The sequence below is a fragment of the Pantoea sp. X-Soil-TKNS-1279 genome (genome assembly GCF_059730565.1).
Genome location: NZ_AP035949.1, coordinates 423,853 through 449,102 on the forward strand (window position 1 = coordinate 423,853; position 25,250 = coordinate 449,102).

Here is a 25,250-nt window from a genome sequence, read left to right on the forward strand (position 1 = left end):
CGGGTGAGGCCATCATGCAGCGCGTAAATTTATCCTTGTGCTGTCTTTTGCTTACCGGCACCAGCCACGCCAGTGGCCTCTATCTCTATGAAATTGCCACTGAGGATATCGGTCTGGCGGGTGCCGGACAGGCTGCCCGTGCGCAAGATGCCTCCACCCTGATGACCAATCCGGCAGGGATGACGCACCTGCCGGACCGGATGATCACCGGTGGCTTACAAGCGCTCTATGGCGATACCCCCTACACCCTCGACAATGATGCGGCCCTGCGCGGCAACAGCCCCGGCAACACCATTGGCTGGTTTCCCGGTGCCAGCCTGTTTTACCACCAGCGTCTCAACGACAGCTGGTCGGCAGGTATCGGCTTATACGGTAACTACGGACTCGGGCTGGATTTTGGCGAGTGGGCTGGCGATCGGTTGATCAAAAAAAGCACGCTGGTGGGTATGACGCTCAGTCCGGCGATTGCCTGGAAAATCAATGATCGACTCTCCTGGGGGTTGGGACTTGGCATCAATTATGGTTTTCTCTCGCTAACGCGCAACGTGGATGGGCAAGATGAGAAAACGACCGATCATGACTGGGCGCTGAATTTCCGCACCGGGCTGTTGATGCAGGTGACCGATGCCACACGCATTGGCCTGACCTATACCAGCAAAACCGAATACCACTTCAATATCAACGGGGAAGCACGCTTTCCGCAGTTGAATAATGTCTCTTATACCTTTCCGATTGCGGCCCAGGTGAATACCCCCGTTCAGTTAATGCTGAGTGCCGTGCATGACCTCAATCAACAATGGTCACTGCTGGCGGATTTGGGCTGGCAGGACTGGAGTGCCTATGGCGCAAATCAGATCACCGTCAGCGGCCAACCGCTGACACGGGAAAATAAATTGCAGGATACCTGGCATACCGCTCTGGGCGTACAGTTTCGTCCGAATGCCCAATGGCGTTTCAACACAGGCATTGCTTACGACAGCAGCTTTTACCAAAACCAGGACGATACCTCGATGACCATGCCTTCCGGTGCCGCGTGGCGCTATGGCATTGGCGCGCAATATCAATTAACCGCGTCCAGCAATATCGGCGCAGCCTTTGAGTATCTCAATATGGAATCGTCGTCAGTCTCTTCGCCGCTGGTCAAAGGCAGTTATCAGGATCCCAACATCTATTTTTTCAGCATGAATTACAGCTACCAGTTCTGATGGAGAATCGACGATGAAAAGCGGCGTTTATCTTCTTTGCTGGCTGCTTTTACTTATTCCTCTCAGCTTGTTGAGTGCGGAACCACGCCAGTCGCCCACACCTAAGGAACAGGCACGCACCCTGACCTTGCTGAATCAACCCGTAGTGATGTTGCAGGCGGGTTTTGGTCTGACCACGCCGGAAGAACGGGTACAGCGCATCGTCAAGCAGTTGCGCACACTTACGGTCACTGACCTGCAACAGCCGGTCACAACGCAATTACTGACCCGTTACCACCAGCAGGCGATGGTATTTTCGGTCAATCAGAAGCCCTTTATGGTACTGGTTCAGGCCGACCTCGATGAGGGTGATGATATGACGCTGCCACAGGCCGCCGAGGTGGTACGCCAGCGTCTCGAAATCATACGCCTGTCGTTAAAGGAACAATATTCACCCCGTTATATCCTGACCTCCCTGGCAAAAAGCCTGGTAGGTGCGGTAGCGTTTATCCTGTTGCTGGTCCTGTGCTGGCGGTTGACAAAATGGCTTGCCCGCAGTGAAACAACCCGCCCCGCCAATCGCAAACCTCTCCTGCCCGCGTCGGTACGCAGTTTTCTCGGGCCAGTGCGTCTCCGCATTTATCAAACCTTGTTGCTGATCATTTGCCTTGGTACGGGTTACGTGTGGCTGAGTTGGGTACTGCGGATGTTTCCCTACACGCGTGTCTGGGGCATGGACCTGGGCAATTACGCGCTGGGCCTGTTGCAGGGTATCGGCATTGCCGTGCTGTCGGCATTGCCAGGGCTGTTTATTGTTGTGGTGATTTTCCTGATTACCGCGTTTGTCACCCGCGTTATTCGGCTGGTGCTGCGACGCGTGGAACACGGCAATCTGCATATTCCCGGCTTGCATCCGGAAACGGTTGGCGTCACGCGGCGATTAATCAGCGTGGCTATCTGGTTGTTTGCCCTGTCAGCGGCTTACCCCTTTCTGCCGGGGGCAAATTCGCTGGCCTTTAAAGGTATCAGCGTGTTCTTTGGCCTGATGCTGACGCTGGGATCGGCAGGCGTCATGAACCACGCCATGAGTGGCCTGGTACTGACTTATTCACGCGCGTTACGCAAAGGGGATGTCATTCGTATCAATGATAACGAAGGTGTGGTGACCGAAGTCGGTATGCTGTCGACCAAACTGGTGACGCGGGAAAACTACGAAGTCACCGTACCCAATGCGGTGGTGGTGAGCGGAAAAATCACCAACCTGAGCACGACGCAAAAAGGTGCGGGCATTAACCTGACCACCAGCGTCACCATCGGCTATGACACTCCCTGGCGGCAGGTACACAGCATGCTGGAGCTGGCCGCCAGCAGAACGCGGATCATCGATCATCAGGAACCCCCGCTGGTGCGCCAACTGGCGCTGATGGATTGGTACATCGCCTACGAGCTTCAGGTGCGCTTGCCGCCAGGTGCTTCGCTCGCCACAGCCAGAACTGAGCTGCACAGTCATATCCAGGATGTGTTCAACGAATTTGGCGTACAGATTATGTCGCCGAATTTCGTCACTCAACCGGAGGGTGCGGTGTTGGTTAAACCGGAAAACTGGTTCGCTCCGCCTGCGCAAAAAGATACTCAGGAGCCGTTATGACTCGATGGATTAATACAGGTATCCGTGACTGCATATTCATTGAAATATGCGGCAGATGATTTGTCACAACTGCTTCAATTGCGTTTTTTAAGCCGGGGAAAAGGAGGGGCGTATGAATAACGCCTTAATGTTTTTCTTGTTTAGTAGCCCGTACCCACTAGATAACGGAGCACAGACATGTCAAAAATTCCTTTTTGCAAATCGCTGCTCGCCTCTTCCATGCTGGCTGCGGCTTGTTGTTCGTGGAGCGTCCATGCCGCTCCCGATAACACGCCTTCGACAGCGCCGGAGCAAAACAAAGGTAAACCCAATATTGTGGTGATCTTTGGCGATGATATCGGTTACTGGAATCTCAGCACCTATAACCAGGGAATGATGGGTTATAAAACACCCAATATTGATAGCATTGCGGCAGAAGGTGCCAAATTTACCTCCTACTACGCCGAACAAAGTTCCACTGCGGGCCGATCGGCCTTTATTACCGGGCAAATGCCCTTCCGCACCGGTATGAGTAAAGTCGGTATGCCTGGTGCACCACAGGGCTTGCAGAAAGAAGATCCCACTATAGCCACCATCCTGAAACAACTGGGTTATGCCACCGGGCAGTTCGGGAAAAATCACCTCGGCGATCGGGATGAATTTCTGCCAACTGCACATGGTTTTGATGAGTTTATGGGCAACCTTTATCACCTGAATGCCGAAGAGGAGCCAGAAAACCCGGACTATCCGAAAGATCCGGCTTTCCGTAAACAGTTTGGACCGCGTGGCGTCATCAAAAGCACTGCTGACGGTAAGGTAGAAGACACCGGGCCGCTCACGGTTAAACGTATGGAAACTGTTGATGACGAAACGCTGGCGGCCAATAACGATTTTATGGAACGTCAGGTGAAGGCCGGTAAACCTTTCTTTACCTGGTACAACACCACCCGTATGCACAATAAAACCCACCTCAAGCCGGATAGCATCGGTGTAACCGGTCTGGGTACCTACGCTGACGGTATGGTTGAGCACGATAAGACGATTGGTGAGGTACTGAAGAAAATTAAAGACCTTGGCATCGAAGATAACACCATCGTCATATACACCACCGACAACGGCCCAATGCTCGCCACCTGGCCAGACTCCGGGATGACCCCCTTCCGGGGGGAGAAAAATACCGGCTGGGAGGGAGGATTCCGCGTCCCTGCCATGATCCGTTGGCCTGGTCATATCAAACCAGGCACCGTGATTAACGACATTTTCGCCAGCTATGACTGGTTCCCAACCCTGGTCGCCGCTGCGGGTGATCCCAATATTGGCTCGCAACTCCTTAAAGGCTACAAGACCAACGCAATGACTTACAAAGTCCATCTGGATGGTTATAACCAACTGGATTTCTTGCAAGGCAAAGGACCGGACCAACGTAAGGAGTTTTTCTACTGGAGCGATGATGGCGATCTGCTGGCTATCCGATACGGTCGCTGGAAAGCGCACTTTATGATCCAGGAACACAGTGGGCTGGATGTCTGGCGTTACCCCTTCACCAAACTGCGCGTGCCGCTGATCTTCGATATGGATGTGGACCCACTGGAAAAAGGCGATACCGGTATGGATTACGGCAACTGGTTCTACAGTCGGCTGTTCCTGATGGGCGGTGCACAGAAATATGTCGGAGAGATGCTACAAAGTTTTAAAGAGTTCCCTCCAAGACAGAAACCTGGCTCCTTTACCGTTTCCGATGTTCAGTCGCTGATCGATCAAGGCAGCCCAGCCACCAATTAATGTTGTCACCAATACAACGGGCGGTTTACCGCCCGTTCAGGAGGGCAAGATGAAATACACCACCACCATTCCGGTACGTGCACTCCCCTCAGCCGAAAAGTACAACGGCAAAGGTCCGGCGTATCAACGCCGCTTTCATGTGATGGCGAAACCCACCGGTTCGCGCTGCAATATCGATTGCACCTACTGCTTTTATCTCCATAAAGAAGGCCTGCTACATCAGGATCGGTCAGCCGGGATGAGCGACGAGGTGCTGGAAACCTTCGTTCGCCAGTATATCGAGGGTCAGGATGGCGATCAGGTGGTTTTCTCGTGGCAAGGCGGTGAACCGACGCTGATGGGTCTGGAGTATTTCGAGAAAGTGGTTGCCTTGCAGAAGAAATACCAGAAACCCGGTCAACGCATTGAAAACGATCTACAAACCAACGGTATCCTGTTGAATGACAACTGGGCGCGTTTTCTTAAACAACATCGTTTTCTGGTAGGCCTCTCGATTGATGGCCCGGCCGAACTGCATGACCGCTATCGACTGACGCGCAGCGGCAAACCTACGTTCGACAAGGTGATGACCGGTGTCGCGGCGCTGAAACGCCATCAGGTGCCTTTCAATGCGCTGGTGACAGTTAACCGCACCAACGCGCGCTTCCCACTGGACGTTTATCGTTTTCTTACCCGTGAGCTGGGTGCAACCTATATCCAGTTCAATCCTTGCGTCGAGCCAGTGGAATTTAAACAAACTGCCCCCCATTTCTGGCGTGATGACAGCATCCCGGTAACCGGCAGCCGCCGCGCGCGTCCTGGCGATCTTGATTCCATCGTGACGGACTGGTCAGTCGATCCCGATGACTGGGGTCGCTTTCTGATCGCCGTGTTTGAAGAGTGGGTGAACAACGATCTGGGCCGGGTGCAGGTCAACCTGTTTGAGACGGCGGTAGCGCAGACGATGGGTAAGCCCGCACAGATTTGTGTCACCTCCGAATTCTGCGGCAAAGGTCTGGCCATTGAGAAAAATGGTGACATCTTCGCCTGTGATCATTACGTCTACCCGGAATATCAACTCGGCAATATTCACACCAACACCCTGGCACATATGGCCTTTTCCGAACGGCAAAAAGCCTTTGGCATGGGTAAACGCGATACCTTGCCGCAAGTCTGTAAGCAATGTCCTTATCTGAAGTTGTGCTGGGGCGAATGCCCAAAAAATCGTCTGGTGCGCAGCAAAGAGGGCGAACTGGGTTTGAACTACCTCTGCCCTGGCATCAAAGCCTTTTTCGATTTTGCGCAACCGATCCTGGTGGGCATCGCCACCCTGATCCAACAACAGCAACGGGAGCATGCCTGATGGAATTGCGAGACAAGTTGCTGGCGCTCGAAACCAGCATGAATCAACAGGTATTAGGTCAGCAGGAACTGGTACGCATGATGATTATCGCGTTGCTCTGTGATGGTCACGTTTTGCTGGAGGGTTTACCTGGCCTGGCAAAAACCCGTGCGGTGCGGGAACTGGCTCGACACCTTGAGGGGGAGTATCGCCGTATTCAATTCACCCCGGACCTGCTGCCGTCCGACATCACCGGTAGCGAGATTTATCAGCAACAGGCTACACGGGAAGAAGACCAGTTTCGTTTCCGTCCGGGACCGGTGTTTGGCAACCTGATTCTGGCCGATGAGATCAACCGCGCCTCGGCCCGAGTTCAGTCTGCGTTGCTGGAGGCGATGGAGGAACGCCATGTCACCGTGGCTGGAAAAACCTGGCCGCTGCCGGGGGTATTTATGGTGCTGGCAACCCAGAATCCGGTAGATCAAGAAGGGACATGGCCGTTGCCCGAGGCGCAACTGGATCGCTTTCTGATGAAGATCATCGTCAATTACCCATCCAAAGCCGATGAACAACGGGTTATGCAACTGGTACGCGCCGAACAGCAGGCAAAATATCAGGCGAATCCCACAACTACGGCACCAGTTGCCCCAGAACTTTCCCTCAGCCAGCAGGAGATCGCCGCCTGCTGGCAGGCCATCGCCAGCGTCTATGTCGCCCCGACGGTGGAAAGCTATATCGTCAATCTGGTGACAATGACGCGCCAGCCGCAGCAAGTCAGTGACGCCTTTGCCAGTTATGTCAGCCTCGGTATCAGCCCGCGTGGCACCCTGGCACTTGATCGCTGTGGCCGGGCATACGCCTGGCTGGAGGGGCGCGATGCTGTGCTGCCAGAGGATATTCAGCGCATCGCCCCAGCGGTACTGCGCCATCGCCTGCTGCTCAGTTATCAGGCGGCGGCAGATAACTGCACTGCCGATGATGCCGTGCGCATGCTGCTTGATGCGGTGGTGGCATGATGAACAAGGCGGTGACGATAGATAAAACCGCGCTCATGGCGCTGGCAGGTGCGGCGCAGCAGTTGCGTAATCCTCCCGGCCAAATCCCGCCTGGCGCTCTCGTCGGAGAACGGGCGTCACGTCAACAGGGCCGTGGCCTGAATTTTGACAGCCTGCGTCGTTATCAGCCCGGCGACGATGTACGGCTGATTGACTGGCAGGCCACCGCACGACTCCGCTCGCCTTGGATTCGGCTGTATAACGAGGAACGTGAACGCCCGGTTTTCCTGTTGGTCGATCAGCGACTTGACATGTTTTTTGGCACCCAACAGCAGACGAAATCAGTGGCCGCCGCAACCATCGCGGCATTATTGGCCTGGCGCAGCTGGCATGATGGGGACCGACTGGGTGCCGCGCTGTTTGGCGATGATCAAGTGATACTCCATCCCTGTCGCTCACCGCGCGTCATCTTGCCACGCCTGTTTGACGATCTCAGCCAGCTCAACCAGCAATTACCGCAACGCTATCGCCAGAATCGTAGCGGTGCCGTCACCCTGGCTTCGGTGTTGCAGCGCCTGTCCACCCTGTTGCCTCCGGGTAGCTGGCTGGCGCTGATCAGTGATTTTCATGATCTGGATAAACGCAGTGAAGCCCTGCTGGCCGGCTTGCGGAAACGTTGTGAAATCACCGCTTACGTCACTCTCGACGACCTGCATTTGCGTTTACCTGCTCACGGCAATCTGGCCGCGCACTATGCCGGGACAGAGGTGGCATTTTCCCTGACACCAATGTTAAGCACGGCAATTCAGGAGCAGGTCACCGCCCGACTGGCGGAGCAGAAACGACGTTTAGAACATATTGGCATTCAGGTGCAAAACATCGTCGTTGGACAGCCACTGCTGCCACAACTACAGCGGGAGAATATCCATGCTGGCAAAAGGATTTAGCGTACCGGATTTGCAACATCCCCCACTGCCCGCAGCGCCGGGTTGGCTGCCACTGCCACCCGGTTGGATCGTGCTGGCATTGGTTTGTCTGGCGGTGCTGTTGGGCTGGCTGCTGCTACGACTGGCCCGCTTCCGGCGTAACCGCTGGCGGCGCGAGGCACGTCAGGCGATGGCGAGTATTCATACTGCCGATGACTGGTTGCTGCTGATCAAACGCGTTTTACTGGTGCACCACACCCGACGGGATGTCAGCCAGTGGCAGACCCCGCAACACCTTTTGCAGCAGCTGCCGTTGGATGAAAGCGCGCGGGCGCAACTCAGTCAACGCTATTGCCAGCGCGATACGCAACTGGACGCTGAACTCAACCAACGTCTGCGTCAGCAGATCCGCCAGTGGCTGGAGGGATTACCCGATGTCTGAGTGGATGACGCGTCTTGAGTTTGCCTGGCCGTGGATTTGGCTACTTCTGCCGCTTCCCTGGCTGGTTCGTCGGTTATTACCGGCCGATGTCCCGGCGCAGGATGTGGTGCGCGTCCCTTTTTTACCCGCCCTCGTCGACACTCTGCAACCCGCCACTCCTCGTAACAGGCCGGGATGGCTATCGCGCCTGCAATTCTGGCCGGTCTGGTTGTTGCTGGTCTGTGCCCTTGCCCGTCCCGAATATGTGATGCCCCCTCAACTGATCACCCAGCCAATGCGCAATATGGTGCTGGCACTGGATGTGTCGGGTTCGATGGAAAAAAACGATGCAGGAAGCGGTATGACACGCCTGCACGCGGTACAACAAACCGTGCGGGCGTTTATTGATAAACGCAAAGACGATCGCATTGGCTTGGTGATTTTCGCCAGCCAGGCATGGCCGTTTGCACCGATCAGCGAAGATAAGCAGGCGTTACAAACGCGTATCGCCCAGTTAAGTCCGGGCATGATCGGCCAGCAAACCGCGATTGGTGATGCGCTAGGGGTGGCGGTGAAACAGCTAGACAATAGTCTCGCCACTGACGCTGGCAAGATGGTGATCCTGTTAACGGATGGCAACGATACCGCGTCACAACTGGCTCCGACGCTGGCGGCAAAACTGGCGGCTGAACATCATGTGCTGGTGCATACCATCGCTTTTGGTGACGTCAACAGCAGTGGAGAGGACAAAGTCGACCTTGATCTGCTACGGGAAATTGCCCGGCTAACCGGTGGACAGATGTGGCAGGCCGCCAACGGCAGCACAACACTGCAACAGGTATGGCAGCAAATCGATGCACTGACGCCACAGCAGGTGAAAACATTGGGTTGGTCGTGGCATCGGCCATTGTTTCACTGGCCGTTAGCGATGGCGCTGCTGCTGTTGTTGTTGATGACTGTATGGCGAACCTGGCAGGAGCGGCGATGATAAGCGACTTCCATTTCCTCTATCCGTGGCGCTTGCTGGGACTGCTGTTGTGTCCGTTGCTGGTGCTGATGACCTTTCGTGCGCGCAGCACCTGGTATCAATTAATGGACAAACCGCTGGCTGACGCTTTAGTCGTCAAAAAAGCACGCCGCTGGCAGCAGGTGTTGCCCTGGTTATTTGCCCTCGGTGTGCTGGCGCTGGCCGGTCCCAGCTGGCAGAGAGTGCTGCCTGATGCACTGACACCGAAAAGTAACGTGATGGTCATCCTGCAACAGGATCTCAGTATGCTGGCAGAGGACGTTCCCCCCACGCGCCAGCAACGCTTACAACAGAAAGTGGCAACATTGATGCAGCAGATGCCCGGCAGCCGTTTTGGCCTGGTGGTATTTCGCGCGCAGGCGTTTCTGACTACCCCGCTTACCGATGATCCGGCGTTCTATTCACTGTTTCTTAACGCCCAGCAGCCGCAGCAGTTGCCCGATGCCGAGGGTTCCGGGTTACAGGCGGCCTTCCGGCTGGCAAATAAATATCTGCCTGCTGATGATGGCCGCACCCCTCGCTCCCTGCTGCTGATCGCTGATAACCTCAGCGCCGCAGATGCCGCCTGGCTGCAACAACAAGCGTTGCCATTACAGATTTGGGTGCCTGGCACCGCACGCGGTGGTGCGCTACCGGAGTCGCTTGAGGGACGCGGTATCGACTCGCGCCTGAATGTTTCCCGTTTCCAGCAACTGCGCGATGCAGGAATTCCGGTGTCGCTGATGTCTGTCAGCGACAACCAGGATATTCAGGCGGTGAAAAGTCATATCCAGCAAGATGCCAGTCAGCAGCAAAATGCGCGCAAAGATCTGCAATGGAAAGACAGCGGTTACTGGCTGATAGTGCCACTTTTGGCGTTGATGCTGGTGTGGCGCAGGCAATTGCTGTGTCTGCTGCTGGTGCCAGTGCTGATCATCGCAGCACCTGATAGCCGTGCCGCCTGGCTTGATGTCTGGATTTCCCCGGATATGCAAGGGCAGCACGCTTTTGATAACGGCGATTATGCCGCAGCGGCTGACCATTTCCAGGATGCGCAACGCCGCGCCATCGCCCTCTATTTCGCCGCCGATTACCCGGCTGCGTTGGCTGCGTTTCGCCAGTTGTCCCCCAGCCCGGAAAGCCTGCTGTGGGCAGGCAACTGCTATGCCCAGATGAAACAATGGCAGCAGGCATTGAACAGCTACGACCAGGCCCTGAGCCTGCGTCCTGACTGGGCAATGGCCCGCGATAATCGCCATAAAATCGCCGAAATAGTCATGCAACTCCGGCAAAAAGAGCGCGAACGCGAGGCCAGTCAGTCAGAAGATAACAACTACGATCCTGATGCCATCAAGCAAGATCTCAAAGCCGACCAGGGTGTCAATCAACAAGACATCCAACCGCAAGTTGGTGCAACACCGCAGTTGACGCAATGGTATGACAATCTCTCCCTGTCACCCGGTGGCCTGCTGGAAAATCTCTATCATTCAGCGCCAGAGGAGGCACCGTGAAAACGTTATTCAGCCTGCTGTTGCTGATGTTGCCAGTCGCGCACGCGGATATGGATATCACGCGTGAACTGATTGCGCCCGATAAACTGGTGCCGGGTCAGCCTGCTACCGTTGCCGTCACTTTCTGGACCGACAGCTGGTTTAACCCGCCTCCCAGCTGGCCTGCGATGATTATCAACAATGGTGTTCTGCTTAGCACCACGCCACCCAATCAGCTGGTGAGTCGCCAGAGTCACGGCATCAGTTGGAGTGGCGTGCGGCTGGAACGTAAAGTCACGGCCTGGGATCAGGGAAGGTTGCGACTCCCCGCCATGAAGATCACTCTGCAATCTACGGGACAACCGCCTAAAACCGTGCAACTGGCAGCGCTGGAAAAAACTGTCAGCTGGCCTGCTGATGTCCGGCAGCCCGATCGTTTCCTGCCCGCAGCCAGTCTGACTCTCCAGCAGCAATGGCAGACCTACTCCGCCGCCAGAGATAAAGAGCTTCATATTGGTGATGTGATTGAACGGGTGGTGACGCTAAGCGCCACCGATGTGACATCGTCACAAATTCCACAACTTCTCTACGCCATTCCCGGCAGTGACACGCAGCGACTGGCACCACAAAACAGCGTCATCACCCGTGGACGAGGTGAACAGGTCGGGGTGCAGCGCGTAGAACGGTTGCGTTACCTGCCTTCACAGCCTGGTGTGTTGTCGATTCCCCCTTTGCAATTACGCTGGTGGGATACTGTTCATCAACAGTGGCAGCAAGCTGATTTACCTGGCGCAACTTACAGTTTTTCCCCTGCCCGCAATGCAGGCAGTGAGAAAGTGTTGCAGGTAACCGCCAGAACCGCGTGGGGAACCTATCTGCTGTCGCTGGCGGGGTTAGGCCTGCTTTGTGGTGCGCTGTGGCTATGCCGTCAGTGGCTTTGGCGCAGCGTGCGATATGTCTGGCGACGTCTGCGCTATCTCTGCCAGGTGGTGCCTTTACCGGGGCTGTTACCGAACAACAGGCAACGCTAATGCACCCAGCGATTTCTGCCCTGCTGTTTGGCTCGATACAACGCCTGATCGGCCTGTGCAATTAATTGCTCCGCCGTACGTTCAGGGGCCGCACTGGCGATACCCTGACTTACGGTGACATGCTCCGCCACCTCTGACGCCGCATGTTCCAGCCCTCGCTGCTGCAATTGTTGTTGAATACGTTCAGCAACCGCTTCAGCCTGTGCCGCTGTGGCATCCAGTAACATCACCACAAACTCTTCGCCGCCATAACGCCCCACCACATCTTCCGGGGTACGCACCGCATCCTTCAGCACTGCCGCCACCGCCGCAAGACACGCGTCTCCCGCCTGATGGCCGTAGTGGTCGTTGTAGCGTTTGAAGTAGTCAACATCAAGCATGATGATGCTGAACGACCGATGTTGCGTGATCGCTTGCTCAAGGTGCTGTTCCAGTGCACGACGGTTGGCGGTGCCGGTTAAGGCATCCTGATGTGCCAGCATATCCAGCCGCGAGATCAGCAGCTGATTCTGTTCATAGCGCTGCCACGCCTCATTGAACCAACGCAACAAAATGTAGCGGCCATAAAGCAGGATCAGCGTGAAGATCAGCCAGATAATCGTAAAGCGATGGTTAATGCCCTGATTAAGTTGAAAACTGGCTATGGGTAACGCCAGCCAGAGTGGCAACACGTAGCCCAGCAATCCCGCTGGGTAGAAATAGAGCGCAGCCATTGCCGTCAGCAACAAAATGACGCCAAGTGGATAAGTAAACGGCAGTTGCCAGTAAACGGCGAAGCAGTAGCAGCAGAGTGACCAGATCAGGCTGATCACGATTAACAGCGCCAGGCGCAGCGCAGGTATCACCAGCAATAACAAGGATGCGGCGATGATCAGATAAATACCGGTCTCGATAACCGGGATCAGCGTTTGATGCGACGATAAACTCGCATCAAAATGATCAAATAATTGATCACGCAAGATGATGAGCAGAGCAAAGCTGATATTAACGAAGGCCAGCCACGGCAGGCTCTGTGATAATGCCTGCCGGATCATCGCATCGCGATCGGACCAGAAAATAGCGCGTTCCGGCGAAACACGCCGACGTTGCGGTTGAGTACTGTTCACCTGGCATCCTTAACATTGACGCATTGATAAACAGTGTATCTCTCCGGCAGGAACTAGGTGGTTTTATTCAGCGTAATTTCGGCGTTGTACTCTTTGTGCAATCTACGCGCCTGAATAAATACCGATTTCCAGTACGGATTGTTTAATGAGGAACGCATCACACCCTGGCTGGCTGAGGCGTGGAGGAATTGTTGATCGGTGTCGTAAAAACCCACATGCAACTCATTTTTTATGCGGAAAAATACCAGATCGCCCGGCTGCATATGGCCCGGTTGTATCCGCTCACCCATTTGAATTAATTCACGGGTGGTGACGCGCTCCATCGGAATATTGAAACGATCTTTTAATGTTCGCCAGACGAAGCCGGAACAATCCACACCCGACAATTGCGTGCCGCCCCACTGATAAGGCGTTCCCTGCCAGGAATGCATTTGATCGTGCAGCGCAGCAATCACCGGAATAAGATCGGGCTGTTGCTCTGTTGAATCATTATTAACCTGCTCAGCACGATGGGATGAACATCCCGCGACAGAGAGAAAAATGATAGCGGCCAGCGCTTGGGTGATGGCTGAGGGGTTCATGGCTGAATATGTCGCTCACTCAATAAAGATTCAGGTTTATACCGCAGGACCGATGACCGGAACATCAGAACCAACCAGACTTACACGACCTTACTTTTGACTTACTACAGCTTACACCACAATACCAGGATATTTCCTGCGGTAAATAGTTAAATCTTATTTTGGCGAAATAGTCAGCACGGGCAGGATGATTATCACCATTCTGCCCGGTAGAAATAAAACTTAGCTCAAATTATTGTCAATATTTACCGGAAAAGTTGGCGCTGATGCGTTGCGCCAGATAATCCTGCGCCGAAATCGGTGGATATTTTTTCTCCGGTCCTTCAATTATCACGTCTTCATTTGCCTGGCAGAAAAACGCCAGACTATAACGCGCCGGTACGGAAACACCAGGCAGCGGATTGGCGACACGATGGAAATTCGACGGCAATTTATCATCACTCCAGCGCATCAGCATGTCGCCAATATTGCAGGTAATCACACCTTCCAGTGGGGTAATGGGCGTCCATACCTGGTCTTCCATTTCTTTGCCGGGACACACTTGTAAACCACCCTGCCCGTCACGCTGAAATAACAAGGTCAGACAATCGAAATCGGTATGCGCACCGGCACGCCACGGGCCGTCCACCTCCCCGGTGATGGCAAAGTAATGCAGCATACGCAGCGTACTTTGGTAAGTCTCACGGGAAGGTTCATGTGCACGGGTGAAGAAGTCCTCCGGGAAACCGAGTTTCAGGGCAAAGCAGGAGAGCAGTTGCATCCCCACCGCCCAGCACTGACGTTCGAATTTCATCACTTCAGCGCGAAAGCCGGGCAAGGTGTTGTCATCCGGCCACAGGCCATCCATTCGCGGCAGGGTGATCTGGTACGACTCTTTGTGGTCAGGTTTGCCAGTGGAAGGACGAATCTGTGCGCGGTATTCCCAGCCTGCATTGCGACTGAGGGGATGACGCGCCTTGTCGCTTTCCGGCAGCGCAAAGAAGCGCTCGGCATTGGCAAAGGCGGCGTTAATATCGTTCAGTGGAATGCCATGACCGGCCACCTGGAAGAAACCAATATCGGTGGCGGCCTGCCACAGTTGGTCGGCAATTTCGTGTTTGCGCTGGTCAAAATCGGAGAGGTCGATGATGCGTATTTCGCGCGCCGCTTCACTGCCGCGTGCGCCCATGCGCGATTCTTTGGTGAGTTCATGCATGGCGTAAGCTGTTGTCTTTTCCATTGGTACACCTCGTTATAAACAGATAACGGATGACCTGCGCAACAACGGACAGGCCATCCCCGCGCCCGTCTGGCGGGCGATCGAGCAATGACCTACCGGGTAATCACCGCGGCTGACAGCTTCTACTCATTTTTATCACAGGCAATAACTATGCCAAAAAACGCACCGCCCGTAGCGGCGCGATTTATCGCGCAGGTGTTGGGCATCACTTGCAAAAGACGCACGATAAATCGTGCCGCCACGGGCGCAGATGCACCACGGAAGTGCAAATCAGCAACCAATGCATCACAAAAAAGCAAAACAACACCAACATACCCACTCTGCCATCACGTTTCTTCAATAAATTCATTCGGATAAGCAATGAACACGAGAATGGCATGGGCTTTGCTAAATTCGATGCAGAGTATAAGCGGTTAGCGTGGCGTCTTCGTCATGCGGAACATTGCTCTACAGCTTCGGCTGTACCTCGTCAGGGGACGGTGTTATGCATCGTGAGCAGGTTCATACGCCGCATCATCCCCTGATAACAGACACAATGTATGCGTTTGCTTTGGGGGTTTGTTATGTCAATGTCGTCCTTCCGTTTGTCCCTGTTTACAGCGCTTATCGCTGCCTCTGCCCTCGCCCATGCGACGGATAAGCTGGTGCTGCAAACCACCTGGGTGGCGCAGGCCGAACAAGGTGGTTATTACCAGGCCGTGGCTACCGGTATCTATAAAAAATATGGCTTAGATGTCGAGGTAAAATCCGGCGGGCCACAGTTGAACAATATGACGTTGCTGCTGGCTAACCGCGCCGATGTCATCGTCAGCTACGATCTTCAGGTATTGCAGGGCATCCAGCGTAATTTCCCGTTAAAAGCCATCGCTGCGCCATTCCAGTTTGATCCTCAGGGCATCATGACCCACGGTGACGTGAAGGATCTGGCAGGGCTGAAAGGCAAAACCGTGCTGGTGTCCGCCAGTGGCCAGGCCAGTTGGTGGCCCTGGCTAAAGGGGAAATATAAACTCAGCGATGGTCAGGTGCGCCCTTATACCTTCAATATGCAACCGTTCCTCGCCGATAAAAATACCGCCCAGCAAGCTTACGCCACCTCGGAAGTGCAACAGATCAAAGCCGCGCAGCCGGACAGCAAATTTTACCTGTTCGCCGATTACGGTTATCCGGCCTACGGCGGCATTCTGGTTACCCGTGACGACCTGTTGCAGCAAAAACCTGATGTGATGAAACGTTTTGTGGAAGCCTCGATGGAGGGCTGGAAATCTTACCTCGCCGATCCTGCTGCCGGGAATGCGCTGATCAAAAAAGAGAACCCGCAGATGACCGATGCCATCCTCGCGTTTGGCGTTTCTCAGATGAAGGCGCTGCATCTGATTGATGGTGGTGATGCGGCGAAACAGGGGCTGGGGGTGATGACGCCACAACGCTGGCAAACCACACGCGACTTTATGGTGAAAGCCGGACTGCTGGATGCCGCCACCCCGTGGCAAAAAGCCTTTACCACCCAGTTCTATCGCCAGGCGGCGATGTAAGGCAGGTTGCAAGATGCTAATAAAAAACTGTTCTGCCATTCTCACCGGCAACCGCCAGCAGCCGCGCAGTCCGGCGCGTGATATCCGAATCGACCAGGGTTTGATCCTGGAAATGGGTAGCCTGACCGCCCAGGCCGGTGAGCAGGTCATCGACGCGCGCGACTGTGTGGTCTATCCCGGCTGGGTGAATACCCATCATCATTTGTTCCAGTCGTTGCTGAAGGGCGAGCCCCAGGGACTAAATCAAAGCCTCGGGGCCTGGCTGGCGGCCACGCCCTACCGTTTTCGCGGCGCGTTTGATGAACACACCTTCCGCATTGCAGCACGGATCGGGCTGGTGGAACTGGTGCGTTCCGGTTGTACCACCATTGCCGATCATCACTACCTTTACTGGCCAGATATGCCGTTCGATGGCGCGCAGATCCTGTTTGAAGAGGCGCAGCGTCTTGGCGTGCGTTTTGTCTTATGCCGGGGTGGCGCAACCCAAAGTCGTGGGTTAGAAAGTGATCTGCCCACCGCGCTGCGCCCGGAAAAATTCGACGCCATGATGGCCGATGTTGAACGGCTGGTGGCGCAATATCATCAGGCGGATGCTCTCGCCATGCGCCAGGTGGTGATGGCCCCCACCACTACGCTGCACTCCACCACGCCACAGGAACTGCGCGACAGCGCCCGTCTGGCGCGTCAGCTTGGCATTCGTCTGCACAGCCACTTGTCCGAAACCGTGGATTATCTCGATGCCGCTAAAGCCAAATTTGGTATGACGCCTTTGCAGTTCTGCGCCGAACATGAGTGGATTGGCCGCGATGTCTGGTTCGCCCATCTGGTCAAACTGTTGCCTGAGGAGATTGCCTTGCTGGGTGCCGCGGGCAGTGGCATTGCCCACTGCCCACAAAGCAACGCCCGTCTGGGTAGTGGCATTGCCGACCTGGTTGCGCTGGAACAGGCTGGTGTGCAAGTTTCCATTGGTGTCGATGGCGCGGCGTCGAACGAAGCGGCCGATATGCAAAGCGAAACGCACGCGGCCTGGCAATTGCAACGTGCGCGTAAAGGCATGCTGGCGCAACCGCGTTATGCCGGTGGCCGGTTTGAAGGGGGTGGCGATGCCGCCAGCATTGAAGATGTCCTCCGTTGGGGAACGCAGGGTGGCGCTCAGGTGCTGGGACTGCACACCGGGGAAATCGCACCGGGCATGGCGGCTGATATCGCCATCTACCAACTGGACGATCCGCGCTACTTCGGCCTGCATGATATGGCGATTGGGCCAATTGCCTGCGGTGGACGGGCGCGCATCAAAGCGCTGCTCTGCCAGGGCAACATCATTATGCAGGATGATCTGATTGCGGGTCTGGATTTGCGCGAGCTGGGACAATCCGCCGCGGATGCGGTGAAAACGCTGCAACGCCGCGCGGATGTGACAGGGTAACGCCCGTATCGGCGCGATAAATCGCGCCGATACAGGCGTATGGATTACATTCCGGCAATCAAGGCCCTGGCGGCAGCGCGATGTTTTACCATCAACGCCTCGCTATCCAGCCCGATAATTTCACCGTCCGACACGCGCCACTCGCCCCCCACCATCACTTTGTCTGCCCGCTCCGCGCCACACAAAATCAACGCCGAAAGCGGATCGTGACTGCCGCTAAAACGCAGCTCATCCAGTTTAAACAGCGCAAGATCGGCCTGCTTTCCGACCGCCAGCTCACCAATATCCCTGCGCCCCAACAGACGAGCAGAACCTGCGGTCGCCCAGCGCAATACCCGTTGTGGTGTGATCTGCTGTGCGCCATAACGCAGCCGTTGCAGATATAACGCCTGGCGCGCTTCGTACATCAGGTTCGAGGCATCATTCGAGGCCGAACCATCAACACCTAACCCTACCGGTGCGCCTGCTGCTTCCAGCTCCACCGTCGGGCAAATCCCCGACGCCAGCCGCATATTGGATACCGGACAATGGCAAATTCCGGTTCCGGCGGCACCGAGACGTTTGATTTCGTCGTCATTGAAATGAATACCATGTGCCAGCCAGGTGCGATCGCTCAGCCAGCCCACATGCTCCAGATAATCGACGGTGCGCATCCCAAAGGTTTGCTGGCAAAAGGCTTCTTCATCCAGCGTTTCGCCAAGGTGAGTATGCAGACGGACATCGTGCTGCTGCGCCTGACGGGCGATCTCCCGCATCAAATCGGTGGTGACGGAGAACGGTGAACAAGGCGCAAGGCCAATCTGAATTTGCGCGCCGTCATGACGCTGGTGATAGCGCTGAATCAGGCGCAGGCTGTCCTGCAAAATGGTGTCAGCATCCTGGATGGTGTGCTGCGGCGGCAGGCCGCCCTGTTCTTCGCCAAGATTCATCGAGCCGCGCGTCAGCAAGGCGCGCATACCCAACTGTTGCACCACCTCGACCTGCACATCCAGCGACTGCTCCATGCCCTGCGGAAACAGGTAATGATGATCGCTGACGGTGGTGCAGCCGGACTGCAACAGCTCCGCCATTGCCACCTGGCTAGCCAGATGCAACGCCTCCGGCGTTAAACGCGCCCACACCGGGTAGAGAGTTTTTAGCCACGGAAACAGCGGTTGGTTCACCACCGGCAGCCAGGCGCGGGTCAGGGTTTGATAGAAGTGATGATGGGCGTTGACAAGGCCAGGCAACACCACATGGTCACGCGCATCCACCACATTATCGCAAGGCTGCGACGGTGACGCGCCGAGAGGAAGAATTTCGCTGATACGCGAATCTTCAATCACCAGACCACCACGGCCATCGAGTTGTTCAGGGAGAAAGACTGCTAAGGGGTTTTTGATCCAGATACGGGCAGCGCACATGGCTGGCTCCTCTCAGTTGATAAACATAAGGGTTAGCCAGCTCAGTTATTGCCTGTCTGCTGATCCAGGCGCATCGCGATGCGGCACTACTATGCCGCAAAAGCGATGGTCTGAAAAGTTATCAGGCGTTTTTGTGTCGTAACGTCGATTCCGGCATAAACAACGACAACAAAAATGCCAGCAACATCACGGCCGCTGCCATCATAAAAGCGGCGTGTACCGCATCACCGAAGGCCTGCAAATACGGCGTCTGTACCTCAATTGGCAGATGGTGGATGGCTTCCGGGTCGAGGCTGCGCGGTAGCTCGGCGCCCTTTTCCATCAGCTTTGTCAGGCCTGATTTCAGCACCTGGCTGAATATCGCGCCAAATAACGCCACGCCAATTGAGCCGCCAACCGAGCGGAACAGGGTCACCGATGAGGTTGCCACACCGATGCTGTCCGGCGAGACGGTATTCTGCACCGCCAGCACCAGTACCTGCATCACCATCCCCATTCCCATCCCGAGAATGCTGGAGAACAGCCAGATATGCCAGGTGGGGTCGTCCAGCGTCAACGTAGTCATCAGCGCCATGCCGACGGTTGCCAGCAAAGTACCGGCAATTGGGAACAGGCGATATTTGCCGGTATGACTGATAATGCGACCGCTGATAATCGAGGTCACCAGCAAGCCGCCCATCAGCGGCAACAACTGCAATCCGGCTCCGGTAGGCGTCGCCCCTTTTACCACCTGCAAGTAAAGCGGCAGAAACGTGACGCTGCCGAACAGCGACATTCCGACAATAAAACCGATCAGGCTGGAAAGCAGGAAGCTGCGGTTGCGGAACAGCGTCAGCGGGATAATTGGCTCCCAGGCGCGACGTTCCTCGTAAACAAAACCAATCAACCCCACCACGCCAAATGCCAGGATGCACCACAGTTGTGGATCGGACCAGGCATGCACCGAGCCGCCCTCGCTGGTGAACAGGGTGATCCCCACCAGCGCCAGACTGAGGAAAAACGCACCGGGATAGTCGATTTCATGTGCTTTGCGTTTGCTGTCGGCCTTAAACACCGCGTTGATCACCAGCAGCGCAAACAAACCCAGCGGCAGGTTGATATAGAAAATCCAGCGCCAGGAGGCGTGTTGCACGATAAAACCACCCAGCAACGGGCCAACCACCGTTGCCAGACCAAACACGCCACCAAATAATCCCTGATATTTACCGCGTTCAGCAGGCGGGATCACATCGGCCACTGCCGCCATGCTCACCACCATCAGGCCGCCACCGCCCAGCCCCTGTAAGGCGCGGGTAAAAATCAGCTGTTCCATGTTCTGCGCCAACCCGCAGAGCGCGGAGCCTGCCAGGAACAGAATCACCGAGATTTGCAGCACGCGCTTACGGCCAAACAGGTCGCCAAATTTACCGTACAGCGGTACAACAAGGGTTGAAGCCAGCATATAGGCTGTCACAATCCATGACAGGCGATCCAACCCGCCCAGCTCACCCACAATGGTCGGTAAGGCTGTGGAAACAATGGTTTGGTCCAGGGCCGATAACAGCATTACCAGCATTAATGCGCCCAGTAACCAGCCAAATGACTGACGCGCCGGGTCGCCGCTGGCAGCGTGTTGTGCCAAAGATTCGGATTTCATAGGGGACACCAGATTGAAATTAATTAAATACACAATTAATATTGATCGAAGTCTGACAGGATACAAGTGAGTAAGCAAAAATGACCGCACAGAAAGTCCCTTCTGAGGGAAAATCAGCTAAATCCGAACCGCGCCGTCCCGGTCGTCCACGCGGCGGCGCAATCAATGCCCAACAGCGCGAACATTTGCTGGATATCACCCTGTCGTTGTATGCGGAACACGGCATTGCGGAGACGTCGCTGAATGCCATTGCGCGTAAGGCAGGCGTTAGCCCGGCGATGCTGAATTATTACTTTAAGTCGCGCGAAGCCCTGCTGGATGTGGTGGTTGAGGAACGTTTTTTGCCGCTGCGCCAGCGTCTGGTGGCGCATTTCGTTAATGAGCCGCGTGACCCTGTCACTACTTTCAGCGCGTTTATCCGCGAGATTGCCGATATTATCGCCACCCATCACTGGTTTGGGCCGCTGTGGATGCAGGAAGTTACCGAAGGTCAGGGAGGATTAGGCCAGCATATTAAAAATCGCTTCGGTCATACGGAGCGCGATAAAGTTAAAAGCCTGATTGAGGGCTGGCAGCAGCAAGGTCTACTCAACCCGGATCTGGAGCCGCAACTGTTGATGACGTCAATTCTCAGTATGGTGCTGGTGCCCTTCTCACGCTTTGCCAACGATCCGGCGTTCAACCGTGAAAAGATTGTCGCCCACACGCTGAGTTTGTTTTGTCGCGGCATCAGGCCTGTTTAGTCAGCTAAGGATCCTCCCTACCTGCGTCAACCCCGACGTTAGCTCAATTAACAGCTCGCGTACCGCCGCTGCCGGTTCCGATAACGGCGTGCGGTCCGATACACAGAGCGATAGCGTCTGGCTGATGGCCGGGCCACTGATGGATCGAATAATCACATTGCGCGATTCCGACTGAATATGCTCGGCAATCGCCTTTGGCATGATGGTGCAACCCAGGCCAGCATCCACGGCCCTGGCGATGCTTTTTACTGCTTCCAGTTCAGCGACAATATTGATGGTTTGCTGGTGCAGGCTGAAGGCTTCATCTATTGCACGACGCACAAAGTTGTAAGCGGGTGGCAGTACCATCGGCATAGCCGCGAGCTGGCTAACCTGCAACGGACCGCCGTCATCGTCGAAATCAAAATCAGCGTGGGCGACAAAATACAAAGACTCTTCCAGTAGCGGTTGGTAATGCAGCCCTTTGATGCCGCCACAACCGTGCAACAGCGCCATCTCCAGCCGCCCGTTTGCGACCAACTCGCTATAGGCTTGCCCGACACTTTCGACCAAATGCAGCAGAATGCCCGGATGGCGTTGCCGCATTTCGCTCAACAACGACATCGCCAGCGTGGAAGCGGCACTGAACGGTGCCAGCCCGACCGATACCCGTCCTGATAGCAACTGCCCGGCGCTCAGGACATCCACCTCCGCCTGCGCAAACTGACGCAGCATGGCATTGGCATGACCATACAACACTTTCCCCGCCTCGGTAGGCATCACGCCCTGCTGGCTGCGAATCAACAACTGCCGTTTAAAGTGTTCCTCCAGCGCCACCAGTTGTTGGCTCAGTGCAGGTTGCGCAATATGCAACGCATCCGCCGCACGGGTAATGCTACCCATATCCACAATGGTAATAAAAGACTTCAGACGCCGTATATTCATCTTACTCTCATCGCTGGTTAACGCCTGCGTTATTATTTCAAGAATATATCGACTTTATTTTTTTACCGGTAAGAAGGAATGCCTTTCGCCAGATAGGTGTTTTATATGAGCACCCACAAGAAAAGGCCTGAGCAGGCAATAAGTAAATACTATCCAGCCAAAACAAAATTATCTTATCGCAACCTTTATTTCTGCCCCTATGGTAGGACGGTATTTAGCACGTTTCGTTAACGCGCTTAACAGATGACTCAAACATAAGAAATATAAACCTCTCGACCCTCATCATCTGTATTCATTTGCAAAAACCTGTGTATGCGCTTCACCGCTGGCTGCCTGCCAGCGGCGCTTTTTCGAACTTAATTTCATTACTAATTATTAAGTTAGTGAGATGAGTTATCCCAACAAGATGACAAATGCAAAAACGAGGAATAAATGATGAAGCTTTCGATTAAATCCTGTATCGCCAGCGCCCTGTTAATCTCTGGTGTGGGCCATGCGGCAGAAATTTATAACAAGGATGGTAATAAACTCGATCTGTACGGCAAGGTACAGGCTGAAAATTATATTTCCAACAACGATAGCCTCGATGGCGATCAATCCTATATGCGTTTTGGTTTCAAAGGCCAAACCCAGGTTAACGACCTGATTACCGGTTATGGTCAGTGGGAACAACAAATTCAGTTGAATAACAGCGAAGGTGGCAGCGATGCGCAGAAGGGCAACAAAAGCCGTCTGGGCTTTGCTGGTTTAAAAGTGGGGCAGTACGGCAGCTTTGATTATGGCCGCAACTATGGTCTGGTGTATGACGCCATTGCCTATACCGACGTCCTGCCAGAGTTTGGTGGTGCAACCGGCAGCGCGGATGGTTTCCTGCGAGGCCGCTCTACTGGCGTGGCGACTTACCGTAACCGTGACTTTTTCGGTCTGGTGGATGGTCTGAGCTTCGGTCTGCAATATCAGGGCAAAAACGAGCGTGATGCCATCAGTACCTCCAACGGCGATGGTTGGGCCACGTCTCTGGGTTATGCGCTGGACTCAGGCATCAGCGTTGTCGGTGGTTATGCCAATCTTGATCGCACCAATGCGCAAAATGCTGACGGTGTTTATGGTCATGGTGCGCACGGCGAGAGCTGGGCAGTTGGCGCGAAATATGACAACAATCAGTGGTATTTCGGCACTTTTTACGGCCAGACACGTAACGCCTATGCCATCAGCAACAGCCTGACTGGCGAAAGCGGTTTCGCGAACAAGACCGAAAGTTTTGAAGCCACCTTGCAGTATCAATTTATCAACGGTATTCGCCCGTCCATCGCCTGGGTACAGACCAAAGCGAAAGATATTGAAGGTGTTGGCGATGAGTATCTGCTGAAGTTCCTCGAACCCGGATTGACTTATTACTTCAACAAAAATATGAAGACGTTTGTCGCATGGAAAATCAACCTGCTCGACGACAATAACAAGCTTGGTCTGCCGAATGACGACCAGTTAGCGCTGGGGCTGGTGTATCAGTTCTGATGTGAAGATAGCGTGCACTGTACGCTGCTTAAAAAGCGCGATAAATCGCGCCGCTACAACTCCTCCTACAGTAGCGGTGCGATTTATCGCGCAATATCAGCCAGGAATTTTACGGATATAACCCGCGATCTTTCCTCGCCAGCAGAATACGCTCACAGGCTAACGCATATGCCGCAGTGCGTAGCGTGACCTGCAACGCCCCCGCTTTTTGCCAGACGGTATCAATCGCGCCCTGCATAATGCCGTCGAGCCGCTGATTAATCTCCTCTTCACTCCAGAAGAAGCTGGAGAAGTCCTGCACCCATTCGAAGTAGCTCACGGTCACGCCACCAGCATTGGCAATCACGTCCGGGACGACCGCAATCCCACGCTGCTGCAATACATCATCCGCTTCCGGCAGCGTCGGGCCATTCGCCCCTTCAATCACCAGGCGACAGCTTAACCCGCTGGCGCGTTCGGCGGTAATTTGCCCTTCCAGCGCGGCAGGCACCAGGATATCGAAATCCTGCGTCCAGAAGCTTTCGTCAGCAATATGGTCTGCCTGTGGAAAACCTTTGATACTGCCGTGGTTCTGCTGCCATGCCTGTAATGCGGGGATATCCAACCCGCTTGCCAGCCAGAGCGTCGCGCTGTGATCCTGCACCGCAACCACTTTCGCCCCTGCCGCGTGAAACAGCTCCGCACTGACGCTACCCACATTGCCAAAGCCCTGCACCGCCACGCGGCTGTGTGCAACATCCAGCCCCAACATCGCCGCCGCACGACAACCGGTAACAAACACCCCGCGTCCGGTGGCTTTCACGCGTCCCAGCGAACCACCCAGATGCACCGGTTTGCCGGTTACCACGCCTGTCGTGGTCGCACCGACATTCATCGACCAGGTGTCCATCATCCACGCCATTACCTGCGCGTTGGTACCCACGTCCGGTGCCGGGATATCCTGCTGCGGCCCGATCATGTTGCCAATCTCGCTGGTATAGCGGCGCGTCAGACGTTCCAGCTCCTTCCGTGAAAGCTGCGCAGGGTCGACACGTATCCCCCCTTTCGCGCCGCCAAACGGCAGGTTTAGCGCGGCACATTTGATGGTCATCCATGCTGACAACGCCATCACTTCTTCCAGGGTGACGTCAGGATGGAAGCGCACGCCCCCCTTACCCGGCCCGCGCGACAGGTTGTGCTGTACGCGATACCCTTCAAAATGACGTACCGTGCCATCGTCCATTTCCAGCGGAATATCAACGATCAGCGCGCGTTTAGGGTGGGTTAGCGTATCGGCCCAGCGGCTGAGATCGCCCAACAACGGCAATACGCGTTCGACCTGAGTCAGATAGGTTGACCAGGCAGAGTGACGGTCGCCCGTCACATAGGAAAGTGCTGACAAA

General features: G+C 55.1%; 21 protein-coding genes. 14 read left to right on the top strand and 7 right to left on the bottom strand.

Annotation, left to right across the window (positions count from 1 at the left end; all coding sequences use genetic code 11):
* Positions 1 to 14: 14 nt before the first annotated feature.
* The 10 genes from AC6I8N_RS22085 to AC6I8N_RS22130 all read left to right on the top strand — a co-directional run bounded on the left by AC6I8N_RS22085 (position 15) and on the right by AC6I8N_RS22130 (position 11,783).
* Positions 15 to 1,205 carry an OmpP1/FadL family transporter gene (locus AC6I8N_RS22085; RefSeq protein WP_497830775.1) on the top strand — a complete coding sequence of 397 codons (1,191 nt, stop codon included), beginning with the start codon at positions 15 to 17 and terminating at the stop codon, positions 1,203 to 1,205.
* Between the two features lie 13 nt (positions 1,206 to 1,218).
* The gene (locus AC6I8N_RS22090) at positions 1,219 to 2,832 is read left to right on the top strand and encodes a mechanosensitive ion channel family protein (protein WP_497830776.1); all 1,614 of its coding nucleotides are present in this window, start codon (positions 1,219 to 1,221) and stop codon (positions 2,830 to 2,832) included.
* A gap of 177 nt (positions 2,833 to 3,009) precedes the next feature.
* Positions 3,010 to 4,593: an arylsulfatase gene (locus AC6I8N_RS22095; protein ID WP_497830777.1), complete on the top strand. Its 1,584-nt coding sequence runs from the start codon at positions 3,010 to 3,012 to the stop codon at positions 4,591 to 4,593.
* Positions 4,594 to 4,642: 49 nt separating this feature from the next.
* Positions 4,643 to 5,935, top strand: a complete 1,293-nt coding sequence (locus AC6I8N_RS22100; RefSeq protein ID WP_497830778.1) for an anaerobic sulfatase maturase — start codon at positions 4,643 to 4,645, stop codon at positions 5,933 to 5,935.
* Positions 5,935 to 6,930, top strand: a complete 996-nt coding sequence (locus AC6I8N_RS22105) for an AAA family ATPase (RefSeq protein ID WP_497830779.1) — start codon at positions 5,935 to 5,937, stop codon at positions 6,928 to 6,930. The genes AC6I8N_RS22100 and AC6I8N_RS22105 overlap by 1 nt, the downstream gene beginning before the upstream one ends.
* Positions 6,930 to 7,856, top strand: a complete 927-nt coding sequence (locus tag AC6I8N_RS22110) for a DUF58 domain-containing protein (RefSeq protein WP_497831166.1) — start codon at positions 6,930 to 6,932, stop codon at positions 7,854 to 7,856. The genes AC6I8N_RS22105 and AC6I8N_RS22110 overlap by 1 nt, the downstream gene beginning before the upstream one ends.
* Positions 7,837 to 8,277: a DUF4381 family protein gene (locus AC6I8N_RS22115; RefSeq protein WP_497830780.1), complete on the top strand. Its 441-nt coding sequence runs from the start codon at positions 7,837 to 7,839 to the stop codon at positions 8,275 to 8,277. The genes AC6I8N_RS22110 and AC6I8N_RS22115 overlap by 20 nt, the downstream gene beginning before the upstream one ends.
* A complete protein-coding gene (locus AC6I8N_RS22120; protein ID WP_497830781.1) occupies positions 8,270 to 9,244 on the top strand; it encodes a VWA domain-containing protein in 975 nt (324 codons plus the stop codon). The genes AC6I8N_RS22115 and AC6I8N_RS22120 overlap by 8 nt, the downstream gene beginning before the upstream one ends.
* Positions 9,244 to 10,773: a VWA domain-containing protein gene (locus tag AC6I8N_RS22125; protein WP_497831167.1), complete on the top strand. Its 1,530-nt coding sequence runs from the start codon at positions 9,244 to 9,246 to the stop codon at positions 10,771 to 10,773. Before AC6I8N_RS22120 ends, AC6I8N_RS22125 begins: the two co-directional genes overlap by 1 nt.
* A complete protein-coding gene (locus AC6I8N_RS22130) occupies positions 10,770 to 11,783 on the top strand; it encodes an oxygen tolerance domain protein (RefSeq protein ID WP_497830782.1) in 1,014 nt (337 codons plus the stop codon). The genes AC6I8N_RS22125 and AC6I8N_RS22130 overlap by 4 nt, the downstream gene beginning before the upstream one ends.
* Here AC6I8N_RS22130 and AC6I8N_RS22135 read toward each other — a convergent pair.
* The 3 genes from AC6I8N_RS22135 to AC6I8N_RS22145 all read right to left on the bottom strand — a co-directional run bounded on the left by AC6I8N_RS22135 (position 11,780) and on the right by AC6I8N_RS22145 (position 14,689).
* Positions 11,780 to 12,889, bottom strand: a complete 1,110-nt coding sequence (locus tag AC6I8N_RS22135; RefSeq protein ID WP_497830783.1) for a GGDEF domain-containing protein — start codon at positions 12,887 to 12,889, stop codon at positions 11,780 to 11,782. The two genes, AC6I8N_RS22130 and AC6I8N_RS22135, sit on opposite strands and share 4 nt — an antisense overlap.
* Before the next feature lie 53 nt (positions 12,890 to 12,942).
* Entirely contained in the window at positions 12,943 to 13,470 is a 528-nt protein-coding gene (locus AC6I8N_RS22140; protein WP_497830784.1) for a C40 family peptidase, read from the bottom strand.
* Positions 13,471 to 13,708: 238 nt separating this feature from the next.
* Positions 13,709 to 14,689 (bottom strand): isopenicillin N synthase family dioxygenase, encoded by a 981-nt coding sequence (locus AC6I8N_RS22145; protein WP_497830785.1) that lies wholly within the window; start codon positions 14,687 to 14,689, stop codon positions 13,709 to 13,711.
* A gap of 569 nt (positions 14,690 to 15,258) precedes the next feature.
* Here AC6I8N_RS22145 and AC6I8N_RS22150 point away from each other — a divergent pair.
* Together AC6I8N_RS22150 and AC6I8N_RS22155 are read left to right on the top strand one after the other, a co-directional pair.
* A complete protein-coding gene (locus AC6I8N_RS22150; RefSeq protein ID WP_244634076.1) occupies positions 15,259 to 16,221 on the top strand; it encodes an ABC transporter substrate-binding protein in 963 nt (320 codons plus the stop codon).
* A gap of 13 nt (positions 16,222 to 16,234) precedes the next feature.
* Positions 16,235 to 17,647 (top strand): amidohydrolase family protein, encoded by a 1,413-nt coding sequence (locus AC6I8N_RS22155; RefSeq protein WP_497830786.1) that lies wholly within the window; start codon positions 16,235 to 16,237, stop codon positions 17,645 to 17,647.
* A gap of 44 nt (positions 17,648 to 17,691) precedes the next feature.
* Here the strand turns inward: AC6I8N_RS22155 and AC6I8N_RS22160 are convergent, their stop codons facing one another.
* Together AC6I8N_RS22160 and AC6I8N_RS22165 are read right to left on the bottom strand one after the other, a co-directional pair.
* Positions 17,692 to 19,050: an 8-oxoguanine deaminase gene (locus tag AC6I8N_RS22160; protein ID WP_497830787.1), complete on the bottom strand. Its 1,359-nt coding sequence runs from the start codon at positions 19,048 to 19,050 to the stop codon at positions 17,692 to 17,694.
* 121 nt (positions 19,051 to 19,171) lie between these two features.
* Complete coding sequence (locus AC6I8N_RS22165; RefSeq protein ID WP_497830788.1) at positions 19,172 to 20,686, bottom strand: MDR family MFS transporter; 1,515 nt, start codon at positions 20,684 to 20,686, stop codon at positions 19,172 to 19,174.
* An 80-nt stretch (positions 20,687 to 20,766) separates the two neighbouring features.
* Here AC6I8N_RS22165 and AC6I8N_RS22170 point away from each other — a divergent pair, with 80 nt between their 5' ends.
* Positions 20,767 to 21,429 (top strand): TetR/AcrR family transcriptional regulator, encoded by a 663-nt coding sequence (locus AC6I8N_RS22170; protein ID WP_208725728.1) that lies wholly within the window; start codon positions 20,767 to 20,769, stop codon positions 21,427 to 21,429.
* On the opposite strand, the gene nac is transcribed toward AC6I8N_RS22170, so the two are convergent.
* Positions 21,430 to 22,353 carry a nitrogen assimilation transcriptional regulator NAC gene (gene nac, locus AC6I8N_RS22175; RefSeq protein ID WP_497830789.1) on the bottom strand — a complete coding sequence of 308 codons (924 nt, stop codon included), beginning with the start codon at positions 22,351 to 22,353 and terminating at the stop codon, positions 21,430 to 21,432.
* Positions 22,354 to 22,785: 432 nt separating this feature from the next.
* On the opposite strand from nac, the gene AC6I8N_RS22180 reads away from it, so the two are divergent.
* A complete protein-coding gene (locus tag AC6I8N_RS22180; RefSeq protein WP_302474918.1) occupies positions 22,786 to 23,868 on the top strand; it encodes a porin in 1,083 nt (360 codons plus the stop codon).
* Positions 23,869 to 23,977: 109 nt separating this feature from the next.
* On the opposite strand, the gene AC6I8N_RS22185 is transcribed toward AC6I8N_RS22180, so the two are convergent.
* Positions 23,978 to 25,249 carry a Glu/Leu/Phe/Val family dehydrogenase gene (locus AC6I8N_RS22185; protein ID WP_208725736.1) on the bottom strand — a complete coding sequence of 424 codons (1,272 nt, stop codon included), beginning with the start codon at positions 25,247 to 25,249 and terminating at the stop codon, positions 23,978 to 23,980.
* Between the last annotated feature and the right edge of the window lies 1 nt (position 25,250).